Genomic DNA, 21,230 nt, shown 5'->3' with positions numbered 1-21,230 from the left:
GTCCTTCTTTTTTATAAAGATCCTTCTTTAATTTTCCTTATAAAATTATCCCACGCCAATCCAAATGCTTCTTTGAAGAAAACATTTGCCTCAGCAGCCATCAGCATGAAATACATACAAAAATACAGCCAGAACATAAACATCATCATAGTTGCAAAGGCGCCATACATTGAAAAGTTATTGAATATCTTAACCCATATAGCAAGCAGCATACTGAATACATACCAACTAGCGGCACAAATAATACCTCCTGGCAGCTGACTAAAGAATGTAAGGTTTTTATTTGGTAACACGGTAAATAAAAACGTAAATACGATAACCAAAAAGATAAATACAAATATCCCTCTGAATAACGGACGAATACCAACTACATATGCAAGGAAACCATAATAGTTTTTAGCATAGTACTGAAGCTTTTGTGTAAATACAAGCATAAGCATGATTACAACAATCACAAACAACAAAACAAGAGTATAAAAAACTGCTCTTAATCTTCTTCCGAACCAATTTCTAGTCTCTTCTATTTTGTTCACCTGATTAAGGCCTACCATAAGATTCTGAAAAGCTTTTCCTGATGACCAGATTGCCATCACCGCAGAAATAGAAATAGCACCAACTGACGCCTGTGTAACAAGCCTGATAACCCTTTCCATATATGGCAGAAATGTTTCTGGAAGCACATCAAAAACAAGCTCATTCATGTACTCATTTATGGAAGGCACATAACCTGCAATCCAAACCAAAAGCATCATAAAAGGAATAGCCGACATAATCATAAAATATGCCGTCTGCGCCGCATAGGCACCGATATTATCCCTTCCGCATTTATCTAAATATGTCTTTCCATAACCTAAAAAAGTCCACATAATAATCTCCTCTTAATCCCAAATTTTACCAAACCCGCGCCCCTTTTAAAAGAGGTTAATATGTATTTAAACTACTCCCTGTCATTTCCACACAATGGCTCCAGCTCCCTGACCCCTTGCGGGCCGTGGCCCCCTGGCTCCCCCTGGGACATCGCATGAATATTATGTTTTTCTAAGCACAAGGTTCACATACATTACTTGCAGGAGTCTTTTGCAGGTCTGTACATTTTCTGAATCTGTATGTATAAGGACGGACACTCAGCTCTTGGTATATATATGGATTCAAAAAACTATGGTAACCTTTGGGTGATTTTGGAATGAGTTTAGTAGAACAAAAAGAGATATTTGATATAGATGAGCAGCTGCCGCTAGGACGGCGGCAGCAGTGGTCACTTGAAACAGGACGTTGAATGTGCCACGGTGCTCATCTATACAAATATCTCTTTTTAAGTTCTGCTTAACGAATGTAATATGAACCCAAGGTACCATAGCTTTTTGAATCCATATTTGTAGTTATGAAGTGTCCGTCCCATCCTATACAGATTCAGAAAAAGTTCATCCCTCAATAAGACACCTGCTGTATGTTCACCTCTTGTGCTAAGAAAAACTATAATATTCGCGAAATCGTCCCAGGGGGAGCCAGGGGGCCACGGCCCGCAAGGGGTCAGGGAGCTGCACTCAATCTCATTGATGACAGGGAGTAGTTTAAACGCAAAATAAAAAACACCTTGTGATACACAAGGTGTTTTAAATTCTAAAGAATCTAACCCAGAGTGCCGGGCCTATCAATTGACTCCTAGCTCTAGCTAGGTGGATCGCCGCAACTAATTTTTTGTCTTCCTCTGCGCAATGAAGGCCTGACAGCCAATTAGAAATATAGGCATTCCGTTTAAAGTAAATGTAGGTTCAAAAAGGATAAGTTAAATCGTACATCCCAGGTTAGAAATAAAGTCGGTATGTTTACTACCTGAAATTATATTACAACAGATTTGTGATAAAATAAAGAACTGATTTTTCACAAAAAGAGGTCCAGAGTGTTTTTTAACTCTGGACCTTTGTTTATTAAATATAGATTATATTCTATAACTGTGGACCTGCAGAAACAAGTGCCTTACCAGCTTCGTTTGTCTCATACTTCTTGAAGTTCTTCTGGAAACGTGCAGCTAAGTCCTTAGCCTTCTCTTCCCACTCAGAAGCATTTGCATATGTATCTCTAGGATCAAGGATTGCTGGATCAACTCCTGGAAGCTCTGTTGGTACCTCGAAATCGAAGAATGGAATCTTCTTTGTAGGTGCCTTAAGAACATCGCCAGAAAGGATTGCATCGATGATACCTCTTGTATCTTTGATAGAGATTCTCTTGCCTGTTCCGTTCCAACCTGTGTTAACAAGGTAAGCCTTTGCACCAGACTTCTCCATCTTCTTAACAAGCTCCTCAGCGTACTTTGTAGGATGTAACTCAAGGAATGCCTGTCCGAAGCAAGCTGAGAATGTAGGTGTTGGCTCTGTGATACCACGCTCTGTACCAGCAAGCTTAGCTGTAAATCCTGAAAGGAAGTAATACTTAGTCTGCTCTGGTGTAAGAATAGATACTGGAGGAAGTACTCCGAATGCATCTGCTGAAAGGAAGATAACATTGTCAGCATCTGGACCAGAAGAAACCTTGTTTACCTTCTGTGCAATCTTGTCGATGAACTCGATTGGGTAAGATACACGAGTGTTCTCTGTAACGCTCTTGTCATCAAAATCAATCTTGCCATCATCAGCAACTGTAACGTTCTCAAGAAGAGCATTTCTCTTGATTGCGTTGTAGATATCTGGCTCAGACTCTTTGTCAAGTCCGATAACCTTTGCATAGCATCCACCCTCAAGGTTGAATACACCGTTGTCATCCCAACCATGCTCATCATCACCAATAAGGAGACGCTTTGGATCTGTAGAAAGTGTAGTCTTACCTGTACCAGAAAGACCGAAGAAAATAGCTGTGTGCTTTCCATCCATATCTGTGTTAGCTGAGCAGTGCATTGAAGCCATGCCCTTAAGTGGAAGGAAGTAGTTCTGCATAGAGAAGAGACCCTTCTTCATCTCTCCACCATACCATGTATTAAGAATAACCTGCTCTTTGCTTGTTACGTTGAAAAGAACTGCTGTCTCAGAGTTAAGTCCAAGCTCCTTGAAGTTCTCAACCTTAGCCTTTGATGCATTGTAAACGATGAAATCTGGCTCAAAGTTTGCAAGCTCTTCCTCTGTAGGACGGATGAACATGTTCTTTACAAAGTGTGCCTGCCAAGCAACTTCCATAATAAATCTAACCGCAAGACGTGTGTCCTTGTTAGCTCCACAGAAACCATCTACAACGTAGAGTTTCTTATTAGAAAGTTCCTTAACTGCAAGTTCCTTACATGCCTTCCAAGCTTCCTCTGAAGCTGGGTGGTTGTCGTTAGGATATTCTGGTGTTGTCCACCATACTGTATCCTTTGATGTCTCATCCATTACGATAAATTTGTCTTTAGGTGAACGACCTGTATAAATACCTGTCATAACATTTACAGCGCCAAGCTCTGTAACCTTACCTACTTCGTAGCCTGTAAGATCTGATTTTGTCTCGTCTTCAAACAACTGCTCGTATGATGGGTTATATACAACTTCTGTTGCCCCTGTGATACCATACTTTGTCAAATCAACATTAGCCATCTGTCTTACCTCACTTTTCTAATTTAAATTATTAGTCCCCCCAATTTGTTTATTGGATAAAAACTAATTTTCGCTGATTATCATTTTAAATTTTTGTTAAAATAAAGTCAATCTTTTTGAGCAAAAATTGTTTTCAAATCTATACAATTTTCTGAGATATTTTTTGGCAGATTGCCATGTATTAATTTTTTCTTAAATATGCCTATATTTTCTTGAAATCTTGTTGAAAAAAATGTCACAATAAACCTTGAGTTATAAAAGACAGTTTAGTAAACTAAAGTGTGAAACTGAACCCGATAAAAACAAGGAGGAAAATGTTTATGGCAATTGATAATTTCAGCGAGATTACTCCAGAGCTTGAAAAGCTTGCGGAGCTTTCGAAAAAATCCTCATATATAGATCCTGATTTATATACGACCTACGATGTCAAAAGAGGTCTTCGTGATCTTAATGGTAAGGGTGTACTTGTAGGTATTACAGAAATATCTGAGGTTAACTCAAAGAAATTTGTAGACGGAAAAGAAGTTCCTTGTGATGGTCAGCTTTTTTATAGAGGCTACAATGTTCAAGATTTAGTTAAAAATCTTCCATTAGAGCAGCACTTCGGATTTGAAGAGTGCACATACTTATTATTGTTTGGCACTCTCCCAACCAAAGAACAATTAGAAGAATTCAAAGCTCTTCTTGCAAGCTATCGCTCTCTTCCACCAAACTTCGTAAGAGATATGATTATGAAGAGCCCATCTAAAGATATGATGAACTCACTTGCAAGATCAGTACTTGCTTTATATTCAAATGATGAGAAGGCAGACGATACATCTGAACCAAACGTTCTTAGACAATGTTTGCAGTTGATTGCCAGCTTCCCATTGTTATCAGTATACAGCTATGCTGCCTACGACTATTACTACAACGACGCATCATTAATCATTCATCAGCCAAAGCCAGAATACTCTACTGCAGAGAATATTCTTCATTGTCTGAGACCTGATAGCAAGTTCACTCCACTTGAGGCAAAGCTTCTTGATGTTGCTCTTATTCTTCATATGGAGCACGGTGGTGGTAACAACTCTACATTCACCACTCACTTGGTATCATCATCTGGTACAGATACATACGCTGCTATTGCAGCTGCTTTAGGTTCTCTTAAGGGACCAAAGCACGGTGGTGCCAACATCAAAGTTGTCCGCATGTTTGAAGATATGAAAGCTCATCTTAATAATTGGGAAGACGAAGAAGAAGTTAGCACATACTTGCGTGCCTTACTTCACGGTGAAGCATTTGATAACGCAGGTCTTATCTATGGTATGGGACATGCTATTTACTCAGTATCTGATCCTCGTGCCATCACCTTCCACTCTTTCGTAGAAAAGCTTGCCGTTGAAAAAGGCATGGAAAAGGAATACAACCTCTACGAAACAGTCGCTCGTCTTGCTCCAAAGATAATCGCCGAGGAGCGCAAGATTTACAAAGGTGTTTCACCAAACGTGGATTTCTACTCAGGCTTCGTTTATCAGATGCTTGGCATTCCAGGAGAGCTCTTCACTCCTATTTTCGCCATCGCACGTATCGCTGGTTGGAGTGCTCACCGCATGGAAGAAGTTTGCCACAAGGGCAAAATCATGCGTCCTGCATACATGACAGTATGCCCACACAAAAAATACATTCCAATCGAAGACCGTAAAATAGATTAAAACGTAAAGTAAAAGCTAGCCATGAATACTCATGACTAGCTTTTTTAATAAACAAGGACAGTCGCAGCTATTGGATATTTGCCTTCGGCAAAAGCTGCTCCAGTATAACTTAAATCAAAATAATTTTTGATTTAAGTTATAATTTAGTAAGCGATACCCTGTGCCATCATAGCGTCAGCTACTTTTTCGAAGCCTGCGATGTTAGCACCAGCAACGAAGTTGCCTTCCATACCGTACTTCTTAGAAGCATCATCACATGCGTGGAAGATTCCTTCCATGATTCCCTTAAGCTTAGAATCAACTTCTTCGAATGTCCAGTGAAGTCTCTCAGAGTTCTGTGACATCTCAAGAGCTGATGTAGCAACACCACCTGCATTTGCAGCCTTAGCTGGTCCAAAGAGAACGCCAGCTGCCTGGAATGCTGCAACAGCTTCTGGAGTTGAAGGCATGTTAGCACCTTCTGCTACTGCTGTAACGCCGTTAGCGATAAGCATCTTTGCATCTTCTTCGTTAAGCTCGTTCTGTGTAGCACATGGAAGAGCGATGTCTACCTTGTACTGCCATACACCGTGCTCGCCGTTCTTCTTCTCGTGGTACTCAGCTGATGGTCTAGCTGCAGCGTACTCAGAAAGACGTGCTCTCTTAACTTCCTTGATTTCCTTAAGAAGGTCAAGGTCGATTCCCTCTGGATCATAAATCCAACCTGTAGAATCTGAACATGTAACTGGCTTAGCGCCAAGCTGATATGCCTTTTCGATAGCGTAGATAGCAACGTTACCAGCACCTGAAACAGCTACTGTCTTACCCTCGAATGACTCGCCCTTTGTAGACTTAAGCATTTCCTGTGTGAAGTAGCATACGCCGTAACCTGTTGCCTGTGTACGAGCAAGTGAACCGCCGTAAGAAAGTCCCTTACCTGTAAGAACGCCTGTGAACTCGTTGCGAAGTCTCTTGTACTGACCATACATATAACCGATTTCACGAGCACCTACACCGATATCACCAGCTGGAACGTCTGTATCAGCACCGATGTGCTTTGCAAGCTCTGTCATGAATGACTGACAGAATCTCATGATTTCCATATCTGACTTGCCCTTAGGATCGAAGTCAGAACCACCTTTACCACCACCGATTGGAAGTGTTGTAAGTGAGTTCTTGAAAATCTGCTCGAAGCCTAAGAACTTAATAACTGATAAGTTTACTGAAGGGTGAAGTCTAAGACCTCCCTTGTATGGTCCGATGGCTGAATTAAACTGAACTCTGTATCCACGGTTTACCTGAACCTTGCCCTGATCATCAACCCAAGATACTCTGAACTGGATAATACGCTCTGGCTCAACGATACGCTCAATAACGCCAAGCTCCTCAAGCTTTGGATTTGCAGCTACAACTGGCTCTAAAGACTCTAAAACCTCGCTAACTGCCTGAAGGAATTCCTTCTGCTCTGCGTTTCTAGACTCAAGTCCGTCATAGACACGCTGTAAATAACTACTCTTAAAATTCATTACAAAATCTCCTTTCAGAATATGTCGTTCAGAAAATGCCGACTCTTGCCACCCGACACAATCTAGAAAAGATTTTACTGCATTCAGCACTTTAATGCAATAAAGTTTTTCATAATTTTGTACTTAAAAAGCGTCTTTTTCTTTATCCTTTAAAAAGCGGTCAAATTCCAGTTTTAAAAGAGCTGCTACAGGAACTGCAACAAGCATTCCAACAAATCCTCCCAAAGCACTTCCACCTATCAATGCGGCAACCACAAGCAGTGGATGTATTTTAATATTTGAGCTAAGCAGGCGAGGATTAATTACATTGCCATCTATAATCATTATTACAACAAGGGCTATCATTCCAGAGATAAGCTCCGTAAATGCCTGCTGTGGAATACAAATCAATAAAAGAGACCCGTAGCCTACAATTGGTCCCACATAAGGAATGAGATTTCCAATACCTACCAATAATGCAATTAATAAAGCATCAGGGATGCCTAGAATTAAAAATACAACCCCAGTGATTACTGAAACCAACAATGCATCTATAAATTGGCCTCTAAGATATCCTGAAAAGATTCTATCCGCATCATTCCAGAATCTTTCAAATCGCTCTTCTTCCTTTTTGCTTGTGATGATTCTAAATGCTCTCTTCCAGTATCTATTGATTCTTGCTCCATCAATCATGAAATAAACAGAGAAAATGCATCCAAAGAACAAGGTTGTAACAACATTCTTCACACCACTTAAAAAGCCTGTTACATATCCACCAAGCTGATTCATGGAAATACCAATATTTTTCAACTGCTCCTCTATAGTAGAAATCAAGCTTTTCACATCGCTCTGAACTAAATCTGCAATTGATAAAAGGGATTCAAAGTTAATAGCTGAAATGTTCTTGTAAATGGTAAGAATAAGTATGATTAAAATACACGCAATAACAGCAAGCACAATTACAAAGCTCAGTAAAATAGCAACCGGTCTATCCCACTTGTGAGTCTTTTTCCTGCTGAATAATCCTTCGATTCTATCCACAATAGGAGAAAGCAGAAAGCTTATTATTCCACCTACAACCAATGGCTTTAATACTGCAGTAAATATAGTCCATAGTCTAGACCAAAAACCTGTGGTCCAGTACAAAAGACATACCACTATCAGCGTTACTATTACAGTTACACTTGCATATAAACATATCTTTGCATACTTCTTATCCAGTGATGACCAGAACCTTTTCAGCATATACTTCCTCCTTATGTAAACTATGACTTTTAAAAACAGTATACAAAAAATGGTTTCCAGAATCATCTGAAAACCATTTTCTTTACATAATTTTAATAATTATAATCTGTTGTTAATCATCTGTTGTAGAATCCTCTTCTGTCTCTTCCACTTCCTTGCCCTTATTTAAAATAGAGCTTGTGATTTCCTCACGAAGTGAAGACATTGATGTCCTGCTGCAAAGACCAACAGTCTTGCCATCCACAGCAACCACACATGAGTCGCCATCATACTGATAAAGAACAACATTGACCACAGTAGCATCTTCATCGTTAAGAGTGATAGCAAATGCCAACTCTTCTGTTCCCTTACTGTAATCATCTCCAACTTCTGTCAAAGATAAACTATCGATAAGAGATGTTGCTGTAACAAAATCTACTGTCTCGTCATCAACTGTATAAGTATTTCCATCCTTCTCATCATACTCAACATTTACAATGTAAGTCTCATCATCAATATCTACTGAAAGCTGTGCCACATTTGTCCAATCTATAGAAACAACCTCTGTAGGTCGAAGTGTTCCGTAGCTAACATCAGCTATATCATCATAATCATCTGCTGTTATTGCATATACGATAGTAGAGCCTTCAAAGTAAAGATATGCTGTATCGGCATCATCTGCCTTGGCAAAATAAATCGTCTGTGTCTGTGACTCAACTGCTGCATCATCAGATTCCTCCTCTGAATCATCTGCAGGAATCTCACCAGTAATTGTCACTGTAAGTGTTGGATTATCTAATCCGTAATCTGCTAAGTCATCATCAGTTGCCTTGTAAGTTTCATACTCTGTTAAATCCATAGATGAAAGCTTCTCTACAAATGATGTAACCTTAGACTCTGATACAGGACTATAGTCATCTCCATCAACATAATAGAAATCATAGTCATCTGTATATGTGTATTCACCATCAGGGTCATATACAACATTAGCTTCCCCATCACCAGCTACAACAACTGATGTTATCTGTGAGTAGTCATAGACTTCATCTCTATCAAGGAAATCGTCCTGGCTGCCTGATACATATTGAAGGATGTCCTCATCTATAAGATATACGCTCTTTTTATCGACGCAGATATATCGCTTTTCATCGATTGTAGAGAAATCACCGAATGTGATAACGCTGTCTCCATCTGCAGTAGAAAATGTAATGGTAGCCTCTGGACTATCCAATCCATACTGAGCGTAATTCTCTACGTCATCGATAATAAAGCTTGCGTGCACCGATTCAAAATAAGAAAGCATATCAGCTACGTAATCCTGATCTACAGGAAAATCGGTATCATCTGAAATCTGCCATGTGGAATCATTCTGAACAAGTGTCACACTATCATCGTTATACTCTACCTCTACCTGTGTCAGGTCATCCTCATCAATTGTAAATACCTCTTCGTCTATAGTATTTACCGTATCTATATGCTGCTTTACTGCCTTTTCAACTATGATGGCCACAATTGCAATAACCAGAATGGCACATAGAATAAGCAGTGTTTTTCCTCTTTTCATTTGCTAATCCTCCCTATTCCAGGCTAACCTTTCTTCGTCTTACCACTTCATCGATTCCATATAGTAAGTATCCTACTGGTAATACACCAATCATAATTACCTTAAGAAGTGTTGCTGCTGAAGCACTGATTGTCAGATAGTTGTAATCAAGTGACTTTGATCTGATAGAAAGTGATTCTGTATCAGTCATCTTCCATGACATAGCGTTCATGAAGAAGTCCTCATTTGCACCTGATGAATAAGAGTTGTACTGGTCCTCTAACAAGTAGTCAGAAGCAATCCATACAAGTGAACCATCATTGCTGTTTTCTGCTGCAATTGCAAGTGAGAATGGTCCATCAACATCCCCATCTTCTTTCTCATATGTGCTGATATCGTAGCCTGCAGCCTTTGAATATGCTGAAGAAGATGTATCAAGAAGTGATGTTACTGTATATGCGCCTGCTGCATTATCGATAGTTAAACCTGCTGCAATTGGCATAATTACATTACTATTCTCCTCTATGAGTGCATCTGTAATATCAGAAGACTCAATTGTTGGAAGAAGGAAATATGGATAATCAAATGCATAATTATCTCTGTTTGTATCTATGACAATACCATCTGTCATAGATACACCTACATAGGCTAACAAGGTCTCAAAGTTTGTAAGCTCACCCTCCTGCTGTGTACCAGAAAGCACTACAATATGACCACCATTATCGATGTATTCTTCAAGTATTGTTACCTCTTCTTCAGATAAGTCGCTTGAAGGGGAATTGATTAGGATTACATCAGCATCCTCAGGTATTTCATCCTCATTAAGTAATGAGAACTCTGTTGTCTCCATATTGCCGCTTTCAAGAGCAGATTCCATAGTTGTAGACATATCCGCCTCACCGTGTCCTGTCAGGACGTAAACCTGTGGAAGCTCATCCGATACTACATAATCAATTGCTGTTGTAATCTGGCTCTCACCATCAAAGGACTGAGAGACAGAACCTGTTGTATAGTAAGAGCTACTGTCTACCTCATACATTGATTCATAGCTTATATATCTACTCTTGTCCCCTGATACTACAATCAAAGAATTATTTGTAACAGTTTCTGATGTATAGTTAGACGCAAATGTTGGATAAGTATCTGGGTCTTTCTTTTCTACTGTAAGTTTATCTGAAAGGGAATCGTAAACATCCAATAGCTTTTCTATAACTGTCGACTCCTGGCCAGACTGACATATCCAGTAGATAGTAACGTCGTCCTCCAAGTTACCAACTACCGCCTTACTTGAAGATGTAAGGGAATATAGCTGTGCAGCTGATATATCATACTGAGTAACTGTGGCTGGTAGTAATGACATAAACACATTTATAGCAATTACAATAGCAAGAACTATAACGGAAATAACAAAACTGTAACCACCGATTTTGGCAGACTTAGTATTTAATTGCTGTTTATTTTTATCTATAAACTTTTTAAAATCAGGTTTCTTAATCTTCATTATCCGTTATACCTCCTCTTCTCTAATGATTGCACACATAAGAACAAGAAGAAGGCTATGATACTTATGTAATAAACTATTGCAGTCAAATCGAACACGCCATTGTAAAACATAGTAAATCTTTCAAATAATGAAATCTGATTCATTACCTTTGGAAGCAAGTCCTCAAGTAACTCTGGCTTTGCAAAGAAAAGGATGATTGCAACTAAGCATGTAATAAATGAAAAGCCATATCCCATCACATCAGACTTTGTCATGTATCGGATAATAAGGCCAAGGATTATCATTATTACTACTATCGTAATTACAGAACCAACTGCAGATGATGATACTGCGTCAGCAAGCGTTGTACAGTAATAGTTAAATAGCATTACAACAACGCAGATACCTGCTGCCATTCCCTGGGACTCTGTCAATGAAGATATAAACATTCCTATGCTGATAAGGGCAAGTCCTAAAAATATAAAAGCAAATATAGTACCATAGCTTGTTGGCAAATATACCTCTCCGTACATAGAAAAAATTAATGGATAGGCGCAGATAAAAATCATAGGCACTACAAAAACTACAAGAAGTGCCATAAACTTACCTGCCACAATTTCTGTTGTGCTAATAGGCAATGAATATAGAAGCTGGTCTGTTTTCTGCTTCTTCTCATCTGCTATTATCCTCATAGTAAGTATTGGAACAATGATAATAAATACAATTTGGATAAAGCTTAATACGTACTCAAAATTCGCCACCGATGCATTGATGTTATATATAAGTGCTCCTATTCCTGTAAAGGCAAGTAGGAAGGCGCCAAAAACATACCCTGTAAGGCTGTGATAATACAATGACAACTCGTGCTTTAATACTGCCACCATCTTACTCTTCCTCCTCTTCTTCATATTCTTCGTAGTCTGAATCCATCTCTTCTAACTCACTATCCTGTTCAGAAGAAGTCAGTTCGATAAAGATATCTTCAAGTGATGTCTGAACTGGATTGAGCTTTACAAGTGGAATTGAATTGGCAACAAAAGCTCTAAATACAAGTTCACATACTTCATAAGGATTTTCCATTGCAGTAGATAACTTATAGCAATGATACTTTTCAAAATTCTCTGTCTGCTGAAAGCTAGAGATGGCATCAATGTGATTAATCACTTCTGACACTTTTTCTTCTGTAGCTTCTGTCATGATTTCAATTTCATTTTCGGATGACAATGACTTGCCAAGATTTGTTATGTCATCGTATACCACAAGCTTTCCCTTGTAGATAATAAGTACCTTTTCACAAATCGCTTGTATCTCAGAAAGAATATGAGAACTAAGAATTACTGTATGTTTCTTTCCTAGCTCAGATATAAGATCTCTAATCTCAATAATCTGCATTGGATCCAAGCCAACTGTTGGCTCATCTAGAATAATTACAGAAGGATTTCCAAGGAGTGCCTGAGCTATACCGACTCTTTGTCTATATCCTTTAGAAAGATGCTTTATAAGTCTGTTTTGCATCTCTTCGATATGGGTTTCTTGTATTACTCTGTCTATTTCTGACTCCAGCTCCGCTTTTGCTATCCCCTTTGCCTCTGCTACAAACTTTAGATATTCTCTTGGAGTCTGTTCAACATAAAGAGGTGGGATTTCAGGAAGGTAGCCAATAAGCTTTTTCGCTTCCTTCTCCTCCTCATAAATATCATGTCCGTCTATTTTAATATCACCACTGGTTGCAGCGAGACAGCCAGTTATAATATTTAGTGTAGTAGATTTACCTGCACCGTTTGGTCCAAGGAAGCCATAAATATGACCATCTTCGATGGTAAATGACAAATCATCTACGGCAAGTACATCACCATAGCGTTTCGATAGATGTTCTACAGTTATCATTTTCGCATATTCTCCTTTATTTTTAGTCTATAGTACTGTAGAACATGAATATTACGTCTATCTGACATCTATGTGAAATGTAAGTGAAAAAAAAGAGCCCACATATGTGAGCTCTAATAATCATATCGTTTATACGTTAATCTCAGCTTTTACACCAAGTACTTCTTTGTTTGCCTCAAGAATAGGATTGATAACATCACGAAGGTAAACCTCAACCTGACGTGGGCTACGTCCTACGTATCTTGCAGGCTCCATAGTAGCCTCAAGTTCCTCAAGTCCCATTGGGAATTCATCGTCAGCAGCAATAAGTTCAAGAAGGTTATTGTCCTTACCCTCTACCTTAACGTTCTTGCCTGCCTCCATAGAAAGTGTACGAATCTTCTCGTGAAGCTCCTGTCTATTTCCACCAAGCTTAACAGCATCCATCATAATGTTTTCTGTAGCCATGAATGGAAGCTCAGACATAAGACGCTTTGTAATAACCTTGTCATATACAACAAGACCATCTACTACGTTCAAGCAAAGATCAAGAACACCATCTGTTGCAAGGAAGCCCTCAGCAATAGAAAGACGCTTGTTTGCTGAATCATCAAGTGTACGTTCAAACCACTGAGTCGCTGATGTGATTGCAGGGTTAAGTGCATCAATCATTACATAACGAGAAAGTGATGCAATACGCTCTGAACGCATTGGGTTACGCTTGTAAGCCATAGCTGAAGAACCAATCTGACTCTTCTCGAATGGTTCCTCTACTTCCTTAAGATGCTGAAGCAAACGAATATCGTTTGACATCTTGTGAGCAGATGCTGCAATACCTGCTAAGATATTGCAAACTCTAGTATCTACCTTTCTAGAATATGTCTGACCTGAAACTGGATAGCATGCCTTGAATCCCATCTTCTCAGCTATCATTGGATCAATCTTGTCAATTGTCTCATTGTCTCCGTTGAAGAGCTCAAGGAAACTAGCCTGTGTACCAGTTGTACCCTTTGAGCCAAGAAGCTTAAGAGTAGAAAGTACATAATCAAGATCCTCAAGATCCATTACAAACTCGTTAAGCCAAAGTGTTGCACGCTTACCAACTGTGGTTGGCTGTGCAGGCTGAAAATGTGTAAATGCAAGTGTAGGCTGTGCCTTGTACTTGTCAGCGAATGCTGCAAGCTCAGCAATAACATTCACAAGCTTTGTACGAATAAGCTGTAAAGCATCTCTCATAATGATGATATCAGTGTTGTCACCAACATAGCAGCTTGTAGCGCCAAGGTGAATAATACCTGCTGCCTTTGGGCACTGCTGTCCGTATGCATATACATGACTCATTACATCATGTCTAACCTCTTTCTCACGAGCCTTTGCAACATCATAATTGATATCCTCAATGTGCTGCTTCATCTCATCAATCATATCCTGAGTGATAACTGGCTTTCCATCCTGTGAAAGACCTAACTCCATCTCAGTTTCTGCAAGGGCAATCCAAAGTCTTCTCCAGGTTGAAAACTTCTTATCCTGTGAAAAGATGTACTGCATCTCCTTGCTTGCATATCTCTCGCTAAGTGGGCTTGTATATCTGCTTGTATCTGACATAAATTAATTCTCCTCTATCAAAATATCAATCGGGAAGACGCACCATCATATATCCCTTCGGGATGGGTGCGTCGTGGTAATAAGGCTCCTCCCATAAATGGGTCCCTCCTTATTACTTCTCATATTCACCACGTATATCTTCAGTTGGTGGCTCCATTGGGTATTCGCCATCGAAGCATCCGTGACAGATTTCGAGACCATCTACCATCTGTGGAAGACGATTGAAGTCAAGGTACGCTAACGAATCGGCTCCGATGATATCCTTTATTTCATCTACTGAATGATTGTAGGCAATAAGCTGCTCGCGACATGGCACATCAGTACCAAAGTAGCAAGGCCACAAAAATGGTGGTGATGAAATACGAACATGTACTTCTGTAGCCCCAGCATCACGAAGCATCTTTACAATACGATCTGATGTAGTGCCTCGTACAATTGAATCATCAATCATGATAATTCGTTTGCCCTTAACTACTTCTTTAAGAGCATTAAGTTTTACCTGTACTGACGACTGTCTGCTTGCCTGCTTAGGCTTTATGAAAGTACGTCCTACATAGCTGTTCTTGATAAATGCTGTTCCGTATGGAATACCTGATTCTAATGAATATCCCTGTGCAGCTGCATTTCCAGATTCTGGAACACCAACTACAAGGTCAGCTTCAACTGGTGAATCCTGTGCCAAGAATCGACCAGCTCTGATACGAGCATCATATACAGACTGCCCATCAATAATACTATCTGGTCTGGCAAAATAGATATATTCGAAAATGCATCTACCATGATTACTCTTATCAATACATCTGCTCTTATCAGATTTGATACCAAACTCAGGTGAAATAGTTACGATTTCTCCTGGCTCTACATCTCTGATGTATTCAGCACCGATTGTATCAAGAGCACATGTCTCTGATGCAATTACATATGCATTATCACGTTTTCCAATGCAAAGTGGTCTGAATCCCTGAGGATCACGGGCAGCAATAAGCTTTCTAGGTGACATAACAACAAGTGAATATGCTCCTTTGATTTTGTCACAAGCTCTTGCAACCGCTTCCTCAACTGTTGCACTTTTTAAACGCTCTCTTGCAATAAGATATGCGATTGTTTCTGAATCGATTGTTGTTTGGAAAATGGCACCTGTCATAGAAAGCTCATCTCTAAGCTCCTCTGCATTGATTAGGTTACCATTGTGGGCCATTCCAAGAATACCCTTTATATAAGATAAAACAAGTGGCTGTGCGTTCTCTCTTGTAGAAGAGCCTGCTGTAGAATAACGAGTATGTCCTACACCAATATCTCCGTGCATGCCCTCAAGTATTTCCTGATTGAATACTTCATTTACTAATCCCATATCTTTGTGAAGGGCAAAATTGCGTTTTGGACCATTAGTGTCAGATACTGCAATACCACAACTCTCCTGTCCTCTGTGCTGCAAGGCAAAAAGGCCATAATAAATCGAGGAGGCAACATCTCCACCGTCAAAATCGTACATAGCAAAGACGCCGCACTCCTCGTGCAAATCGTCCCATGGCATGTCCTTTACTTTCAAATCTGTCATAAAATCTCCTAATACATAATCTACGCTATAAGGTATTTTACACTTCAAGTGCTTTGCCAGTTAATAGCTTGTAAGCTTCAAGATATTTGTCGATTGTCTTATCGATAACATCCTGTGGAAGAAGGTAATCTGAATCTGGATTAGCCTTAAGCCAATCACGTACGAACTGCTTATCAAATGATGGCTGTCCATGACCTGCTTCATAACCCTCAAGTGGCCAGAAACGTGAGCTATCTGGAGTAAGCATCTCATCTGCTAAAACAATGTTACCATCCTCATCAAGACCGAACTCAAACTTTGTATCAGCAATAATAATGCCCTTAGTAAGTGCATAATCTGCACACTTCTTATAAAGAGCGATTGTGTTATCACGAAGTGCAGTTGCGTATTCTAAGCCATGACCAGGGAATTCCTTTTCAAGAACTTCAATGGAACGCTCGAAAGAGATATTTTCATCATGATCACCAATTTCAGCTTTAGTAGAAGGAGTATAGATAGGTTCAGGAAGTTTATCTGATTCCTTTAACCCTTCTGGAAGTTTAATGCCACAAACAGTACCGTTCTCTTTGTAGCTGGCCCATCCAGAGCCTGTGATGTAACCACGTACGATGCACTCGATTGGAAGCATTGTAAGCTTCTTGCACATCATTGACTTGCCCTTATACTCATCGTTCTGGAAGAACTCTGGCATGTCTTTTACATCAGTTGAAAGCATGTGATTTGGAACAATGTCTTTTGTAAGTTCAAACCAGAACTTAGACATCTGTGTAAGCACTGCACCCTTGTTGACAATTTTGTTTTTGAGAATTACATCGAATGCAGATATACGATCTGTTGCTACCATAATAATGCTATCGCCATTATCGTATACTTCTCTTACTTTTCCTTCTTTAATTGGTTTCATAATCAAATCCTCTCTCTTTTTATTCTATTTTATTTATAATCATGTCGCCCCCTGAGGGGGCTAATGACTACTTTCTAACTAAAAGTGACTTTCCAGTCATCTCCTTTGGCTGCTCAAGACCCATGATCTCGATAAGTGTAGGAGCGATATCACAAAGAGCACCGCCCTCGCGGAGTGTATAGTCACTATCGTAGTTAACTAAGATAAATGGAACAGGATTTGTTGTGTGAGCTGTGTGTGGCTCTCCTGTCTCATAATCAATCATCTTTTCTGCATTACCGTGGTCAGCACAGATGAATAATGCTCCATCCATCTCCTTAACTGCCTCTACGGCTTCACCTACAAGTGAGTCAACACGCTCTACAGCTGCAACAGCTGCCTCTATGACGCCAGTATGACCAACCATGTCTGGGTTAGCAAAGTTGATAACGATAACATCGTACTTGTTAGACTTAATAGCATCTACAAGCTTTGCTCCAACCTCTGGTGCCGACATTTCAGGCTTAAGGTCATATGTAGCTACATCCTTTGGAGAGTTTACAAGGATTCTTTCCTCGTCCTTGTTAGGCTCCTCAACACCACCGTTGAAGAAGAATGTAACGTGTGCGTATTTTTCTGTCTCAGCAAGTCTAAGCTGCTTTAAACCATTGTTAGCTAAGAACTCACCGAATGTATTTGAAATGCTCTCCTTTTCGAAAGCAATGTGCTTGTTAGGGATTGTCTCATCGTAATCCTTGAAGCAAGCATAATAGAGATTTAAGAACTCTCTATCGAAGCCTGTGAACTTGTCATCACAGAATGCTCTAGTAATTTCACGAGCACGGTCTGGACGGAAGTTAAAGAATACAACTGAATCGCCATTCTTAACAACTGAAAGAGGCTTTCCATCAGCATCTGTAATAACTGTAGGAAGAACGAACTCATCAGTTACACCATCATCATAAGATGCCTGCATAGCATCAGGTACTGAAGTAGCCTGAACGCCTTCACCCTTAACAAGTGAATTGTAAGCCTTCTCAACACGATCCCAGTTGTTATCACGGTCCATTGCGTAGTAACGACCAGAAAGTGATGCAATCTTACCAACTCCGATTTCGTCCATCTTTGACTGAAGTGCTGCTAAGAAATCCTTACCAGAAGCTGGTGGAGTATCACGTCCATCAAGGAATGCGTGAACGAATACATTTGTAAGGCCGTTCTTCTTGCACATCTCAAGCATACCGTAAAGGTGCTCGATGTGGCTATGTACACCACCGTCTGAAAGAAGACCCCAAAGATGAATGTCTCCGCCAGTCTTTTTAGCATTGTCGATAGCTTCAAGTAAAACCTTGTTCTCGAAGAACTCGCCGTCATTGATAGCTTTTGTAATACGTGTTAAATCCTGGTAAATAATGCGGCCTGCGCCGATGTTCATATGTCCAACTTCTGAGTTACCCATCTGTCCGTCTGGAAGTCCAACAAACATTCCAGATGCTTGACCTGCTACGAATGGACATTCAGCCATAAGTTTGTCCATAACAGGTGTCTTTGCCATTGCAATGGCATTTCCCTTTGGATTGTCATTAAGACCATATCCATCGAGAACCATAAGTACTACAGGTTTCTTACTCATAGTAAATCCTCCTTATATCTGGCAAACGCCAGAAAAAACTATTTATTTTTTACTAATACGTCCGTCCTTATCAATCTTTGCTGATGATGATAAGGAATTCAGACCATCTATGATATTGCTGTAAGCCATATCTTCTGAACCAAGCAGGCTTGTAACTCCTGCGTTAAAATTACATGGAATAAAGTAAGAATCTACACTTCCATCTTGTTTTATACGAATCTGTGCTAATCCTGTATCGTATGATGTTGGCATGTTGCTGGTTGTAGAGAACCAATAGTTGCCCAAGCTGTAGTAGATAGGAACATCATCCATATACTCAATTGTTTGAAGGCAATGTGTATGCCCTCCTATTATTACATCTGCACCAGCCTCCACAAATGCTCGAGCAAGTGCCATCTGATCACCACCATAATTGGCAGTGCCTTCTGTACCCCAATGAGGAAAAACAATAACATAATCTGCATTTGCTTTCGCCTCTGATATAGTTTCACAAAAAGCTTCCGGGTGCAAGCATTTCATAACACCTGGCGTAACGCCTGTAGCTTCCTTTGTGTAATTAAGAGTTCTTTCTATTTGAGTAGCTGCCACAATGGCTATCTTTCTGCCACCGACAATAAAGTATATCGGCTTTTTGGCTTCCTCAAGATTAACTCCGGCCCCTACATAAGGAATGCCTTGTAAATTTAGGGTATTTAATGTATCTAAAAATCCAATTTCATCATAGTCATAGACATGATTGTTGGCCACACTAACTGCGTCAACTCCAAGCTCTTCGAGCAAAGAAACTCGACTTGGATCTGCTTTAAATGTATATGCCTTTCCAGCAAGAGGAGCCCCTCTATTTGTATAGGCAAACTCATTATTAACAAGAAGAATATCAGCTTCTCGCATTTCTTCTAACAAATCTGCCGAAAAGCAATCTTCTATTCCATTAATTTGGCTGTCCATAAATTCTGTTGTAGCTATTCCTTCTGCAAATGACAAATCGCCGGTAAAATCAAGAACTATGTCTCCATAGACTGGCTTATCTATTACGTATGTTTTGTCATAGGAATAACTCTGCAAGCCTGTATCCATACAATACTCGTACCAAAGTACATGAATACTCTTGCCAGTAAGTTGATACCAAATTTCTGGCGTTTGGAAATTTGCATAACTTGCAATTTCCTCTATTACATCCTCACCATATTCAGATGTAATCATCGCAAGAAAAGACTCGTCTATAGGATGACCTCCTATAAACTCGATTGTACTATTGTTTAAAATCGTATCCCACGCGTCCGTCAAATCCGCAATCTCAATGATTTCCGGCTCGCTAGCTTCAAGATTTACGGTATCAACCTCAATTGTTTTGTGTCCGCATCCTGTTAGTAAAGAGATAACAACCGTAACTATCGCTATGCAAAAGTTACATTTCTTCATTAATCTGTGCCTTTACTCGGACAACAGCCTCCATAGCGCCTTCATAACCCGAATCAGCCGCCATTTCATAATACGACAAAGCTGTTTCCAAATTCCTCTCAACCCCGTACCCGTTTTCATAAAGAAAACCTAAATTAACCTGAGCAATTGCATAACCCTGCAATGCTGCAAGCTTTTGGTAATAAACTGCCGATGCAAAATCTACATCTACACCAAATCCATTGTAATACATGTAACCAATCTGGTTAAGTGCTGGTGCGTAGTCTGCATCTGCCGCGATAAGATAATACTCCATCGCTTTTTCATAATCTCTATCTACATCTAAGCCATTTTCATAAATCTGGCCTAGGTAATAGCTAGCCTTAGCATAGCCGTTGTCAGAAGCAGCTGTAAAATACTCGATAGCCTTTTCTGTATCTGCTTCTACTCCATTGCCTTCTACGTAAAGAAGACCAACTGCTGTATTCGCAAGATTGATAGCATATTGATCTGCTAAATCTGTGCTGTCTGATTTGGTAACTCTTGAATAGTAATCAAAAGCCTTTTTGTAATCCTGAGCAATGCCAATACCATGCTCATATGCATAACCTAGATAGTATGTACCATCTATATCTCCGGCAATCTGTGCCTTGTATATGTAATCGTAAGCTTCTTCTGCTTTTTCTTCGTCTTCTGTGGATATTTCTACTTCTTCTGATTCTTCTGTGTCAGTGATATCGATATCCTCATCAGATTCATCAGTGAAAAATGCTTCTGGTAATGAAGCCATTATAACTCTGGCCTTGCCAACGTAAGCATTATCTGAGCCACCCTCAATGGCAGTATCAAAAAGCTCCTCTGCTTTTTCTAAATCCTGCTCAACACCTGTGCCTGTTAAATAGAAATAACCAAGTGCACATGTACCGTCAACATTTCCTGAATCAGATGCCATTTGATACCAGGAAATTGCCTCAGCAAAATCCTGCTTAACATCCTCTGTGCCGTACTCTAGCATACGGCCAAGCATAACCTGTGCGTCAGTGTCGTCCTCATATGCAAGAACTTCAAGCTCACTATATGAAAGAACTGTGTAGTCCTCAACTTCCACGTCGTCAAATGCGACCTGTTCAGTAGTATCTACTGTATCCTCTACTTCCTCTTCCTCTTTCTTGCCGCAGGCAATAAGTGAAAGTGAGCAAAGGCCTAGCATAAAGTATAAACGAAATTTTCGTTTCATAAATTCCTCCAAGGACAAAACGTCCATCAGCGCAAATTATATCATAAAATGAACTTATT

15 protein-coding genes and 1 other RNA gene are annotated in these 21,230 nt (G+C 39.8%); 1 reads left to right on the top strand and 15 read right to left on the bottom strand.

Going from position 1 to position 21,230, the window contains the following annotated elements; all coding sequences use genetic code 11:
* Window positions 1-11: 11 nt before the first annotated feature.
* From CRN97_RS03330 to pckA, 3 genes are all read right to left on the bottom strand, one after another.
* The gene (locus CRN97_RS03330; RefSeq protein ID WP_097075857.1) at window positions 12-866 is read right to left on the bottom strand and encodes a YihY/virulence factor BrkB family protein; all 855 of its coding nucleotides are present in this window, start codon (window positions 864-866) and stop codon (window positions 12-14) included.
* Window positions 867-1,627: 761 nt separating this feature from the next.
* Window positions 1,628-1,810, bottom strand: a non-coding RNA gene (ssrS, locus tag CRN97_RS03325) — 6S RNA.
* Between the two features lie 136 nt (window positions 1,811-1,946).
* On the bottom strand, window positions 1,947-3,560 hold the full coding sequence (gene pckA, locus CRN97_RS03320) for a phosphoenolpyruvate carboxykinase (ATP) (RefSeq protein ID WP_097075856.1): 1,614 nt from the start codon (window positions 3,558-3,560) through the stop codon (window positions 1,947-1,949).
* A 320-nt stretch (window positions 3,561-3,880) separates the two neighbouring features.
* Here pckA and CRN97_RS03315 point away from each other — a divergent pair, with 320 nt between their 5' ends.
* A complete protein-coding gene (locus CRN97_RS03315) occupies window positions 3,881-5,254 on the top strand; it encodes a citrate/2-methylcitrate synthase (RefSeq protein WP_097075855.1) in 1,374 nt (457 codons plus the stop codon).
* A gap of 143 nt (window positions 5,255-5,397) precedes the next feature.
* On the opposite strand, the gene gdhA is transcribed toward CRN97_RS03315, so the two are convergent.
* The 12 genes from gdhA to CRN97_RS03255 all read right to left on the bottom strand — a co-directional run bounded on the left by gdhA (window position 5,398) and on the right by CRN97_RS03255 (window position 21,171).
* On the bottom strand, window positions 5,398-6,759 hold the full coding sequence (gdhA, locus tag CRN97_RS03310; protein WP_074790623.1) for an NADP-specific glutamate dehydrogenase: 1,362 nt from the start codon (window positions 6,757-6,759) through the stop codon (window positions 5,398-5,400).
* A 123-nt stretch (window positions 6,760-6,882) separates the two neighbouring features.
* Window positions 6,883-7,983 (bottom strand): AI-2E family transporter, encoded by a 1,101-nt coding sequence (locus tag CRN97_RS03305; protein WP_179670663.1) that lies wholly within the window; start codon window positions 7,981-7,983, stop codon window positions 6,883-6,885.
* 112 nt (window positions 7,984-8,095) lie between these two features.
* Entirely contained in the window at window positions 8,096-9,526 is a 1,431-nt protein-coding gene (locus CRN97_RS03300) for a DUF4340 domain-containing protein (RefSeq protein WP_097075853.1), read from the bottom strand.
* A gap of 13 nt (window positions 9,527-9,539) precedes the next feature.
* Window positions 9,540-11,006, bottom strand: coding sequence for a GldG family protein (locus CRN97_RS03295; RefSeq protein WP_097075852.1), 1,467 nt, complete (start codon window positions 11,004-11,006; stop codon window positions 9,540-9,542).
* The gene (locus CRN97_RS03290) at window positions 11,006-11,872 is read right to left on the bottom strand and encodes an ABC transporter permease (protein ID WP_097075851.1); all 867 of its coding nucleotides are present in this window, start codon (window positions 11,870-11,872) and stop codon (window positions 11,006-11,008) included. The genes CRN97_RS03295 and CRN97_RS03290 overlap by 1 nt, the downstream gene beginning before the upstream one ends.
* A gap of 1 nt (window position 11,873) precedes the next feature.
* Window positions 11,874-12,875: an ABC transporter ATP-binding protein gene (locus CRN97_RS03285; RefSeq protein ID WP_097075850.1), complete on the bottom strand. Its 1,002-nt coding sequence runs from the start codon at window positions 12,873-12,875 to the stop codon at window positions 11,874-11,876.
* Between the two features lie 129 nt (window positions 12,876-13,004).
* Window positions 13,005-14,459, bottom strand: coding sequence for an adenylosuccinate lyase (purB, locus tag CRN97_RS03280; protein ID WP_097075849.1), 1,455 nt, complete (start codon window positions 14,457-14,459; stop codon window positions 13,005-13,007).
* A gap of 112 nt (window positions 14,460-14,571) precedes the next feature.
* Window positions 14,572-16,017 carry an amidophosphoribosyltransferase gene (gene purF, locus CRN97_RS03275; protein WP_074790634.1) on the bottom strand — a complete coding sequence of 482 codons (1,446 nt, stop codon included), beginning with the start codon at window positions 16,015-16,017 and terminating at the stop codon, window positions 14,572-14,574.
* A gap of 37 nt (window positions 16,018-16,054) precedes the next feature.
* Complete coding sequence (locus tag CRN97_RS03270; RefSeq protein WP_033153895.1) at window positions 16,055-16,921, bottom strand: phosphoribosylaminoimidazolesuccinocarboxamide synthase; 867 nt, start codon at window positions 16,919-16,921, stop codon at window positions 16,055-16,057.
* Between the two features lie 67 nt (window positions 16,922-16,988).
* Window positions 16,989-18,533 (bottom strand): 2,3-bisphosphoglycerate-independent phosphoglycerate mutase, encoded by a 1,545-nt coding sequence (gpmI, locus tag CRN97_RS03265; RefSeq protein WP_044933925.1) that lies wholly within the window; start codon window positions 18,531-18,533, stop codon window positions 16,989-16,991.
* A gap of 42 nt (window positions 18,534-18,575) precedes the next feature.
* On the bottom strand, window positions 18,576-19,955 hold the full coding sequence (locus CRN97_RS03260) for a CapA family protein (protein ID WP_097075848.1): 1,380 nt from the start codon (window positions 19,953-19,955) through the stop codon (window positions 18,576-18,578).
* The gene (locus tag CRN97_RS03255; protein WP_179670662.1) at window positions 19,942-21,171 is read right to left on the bottom strand and encodes an SEL1-like repeat protein; all 1,230 of its coding nucleotides are present in this window, start codon (window positions 21,169-21,171) and stop codon (window positions 19,942-19,944) included. The genes CRN97_RS03260 and CRN97_RS03255 overlap by 14 nt, the downstream gene beginning before the upstream one ends.
* Window positions 21,172-21,230: the final 59 nt, after the last annotated feature.

This window comes from Pseudobutyrivibrio ruminis DSM 9787 (assembly GCF_900218035.1).
In the GTDB taxonomy this organism is placed as follows: domain Bacteria; phylum Bacillota; class Clostridia; order Lachnospirales; family Lachnospiraceae; genus Pseudobutyrivibrio; species Pseudobutyrivibrio ruminis.
This window is presented reverse-complemented; position numbering and strand designations above follow the sequence as displayed.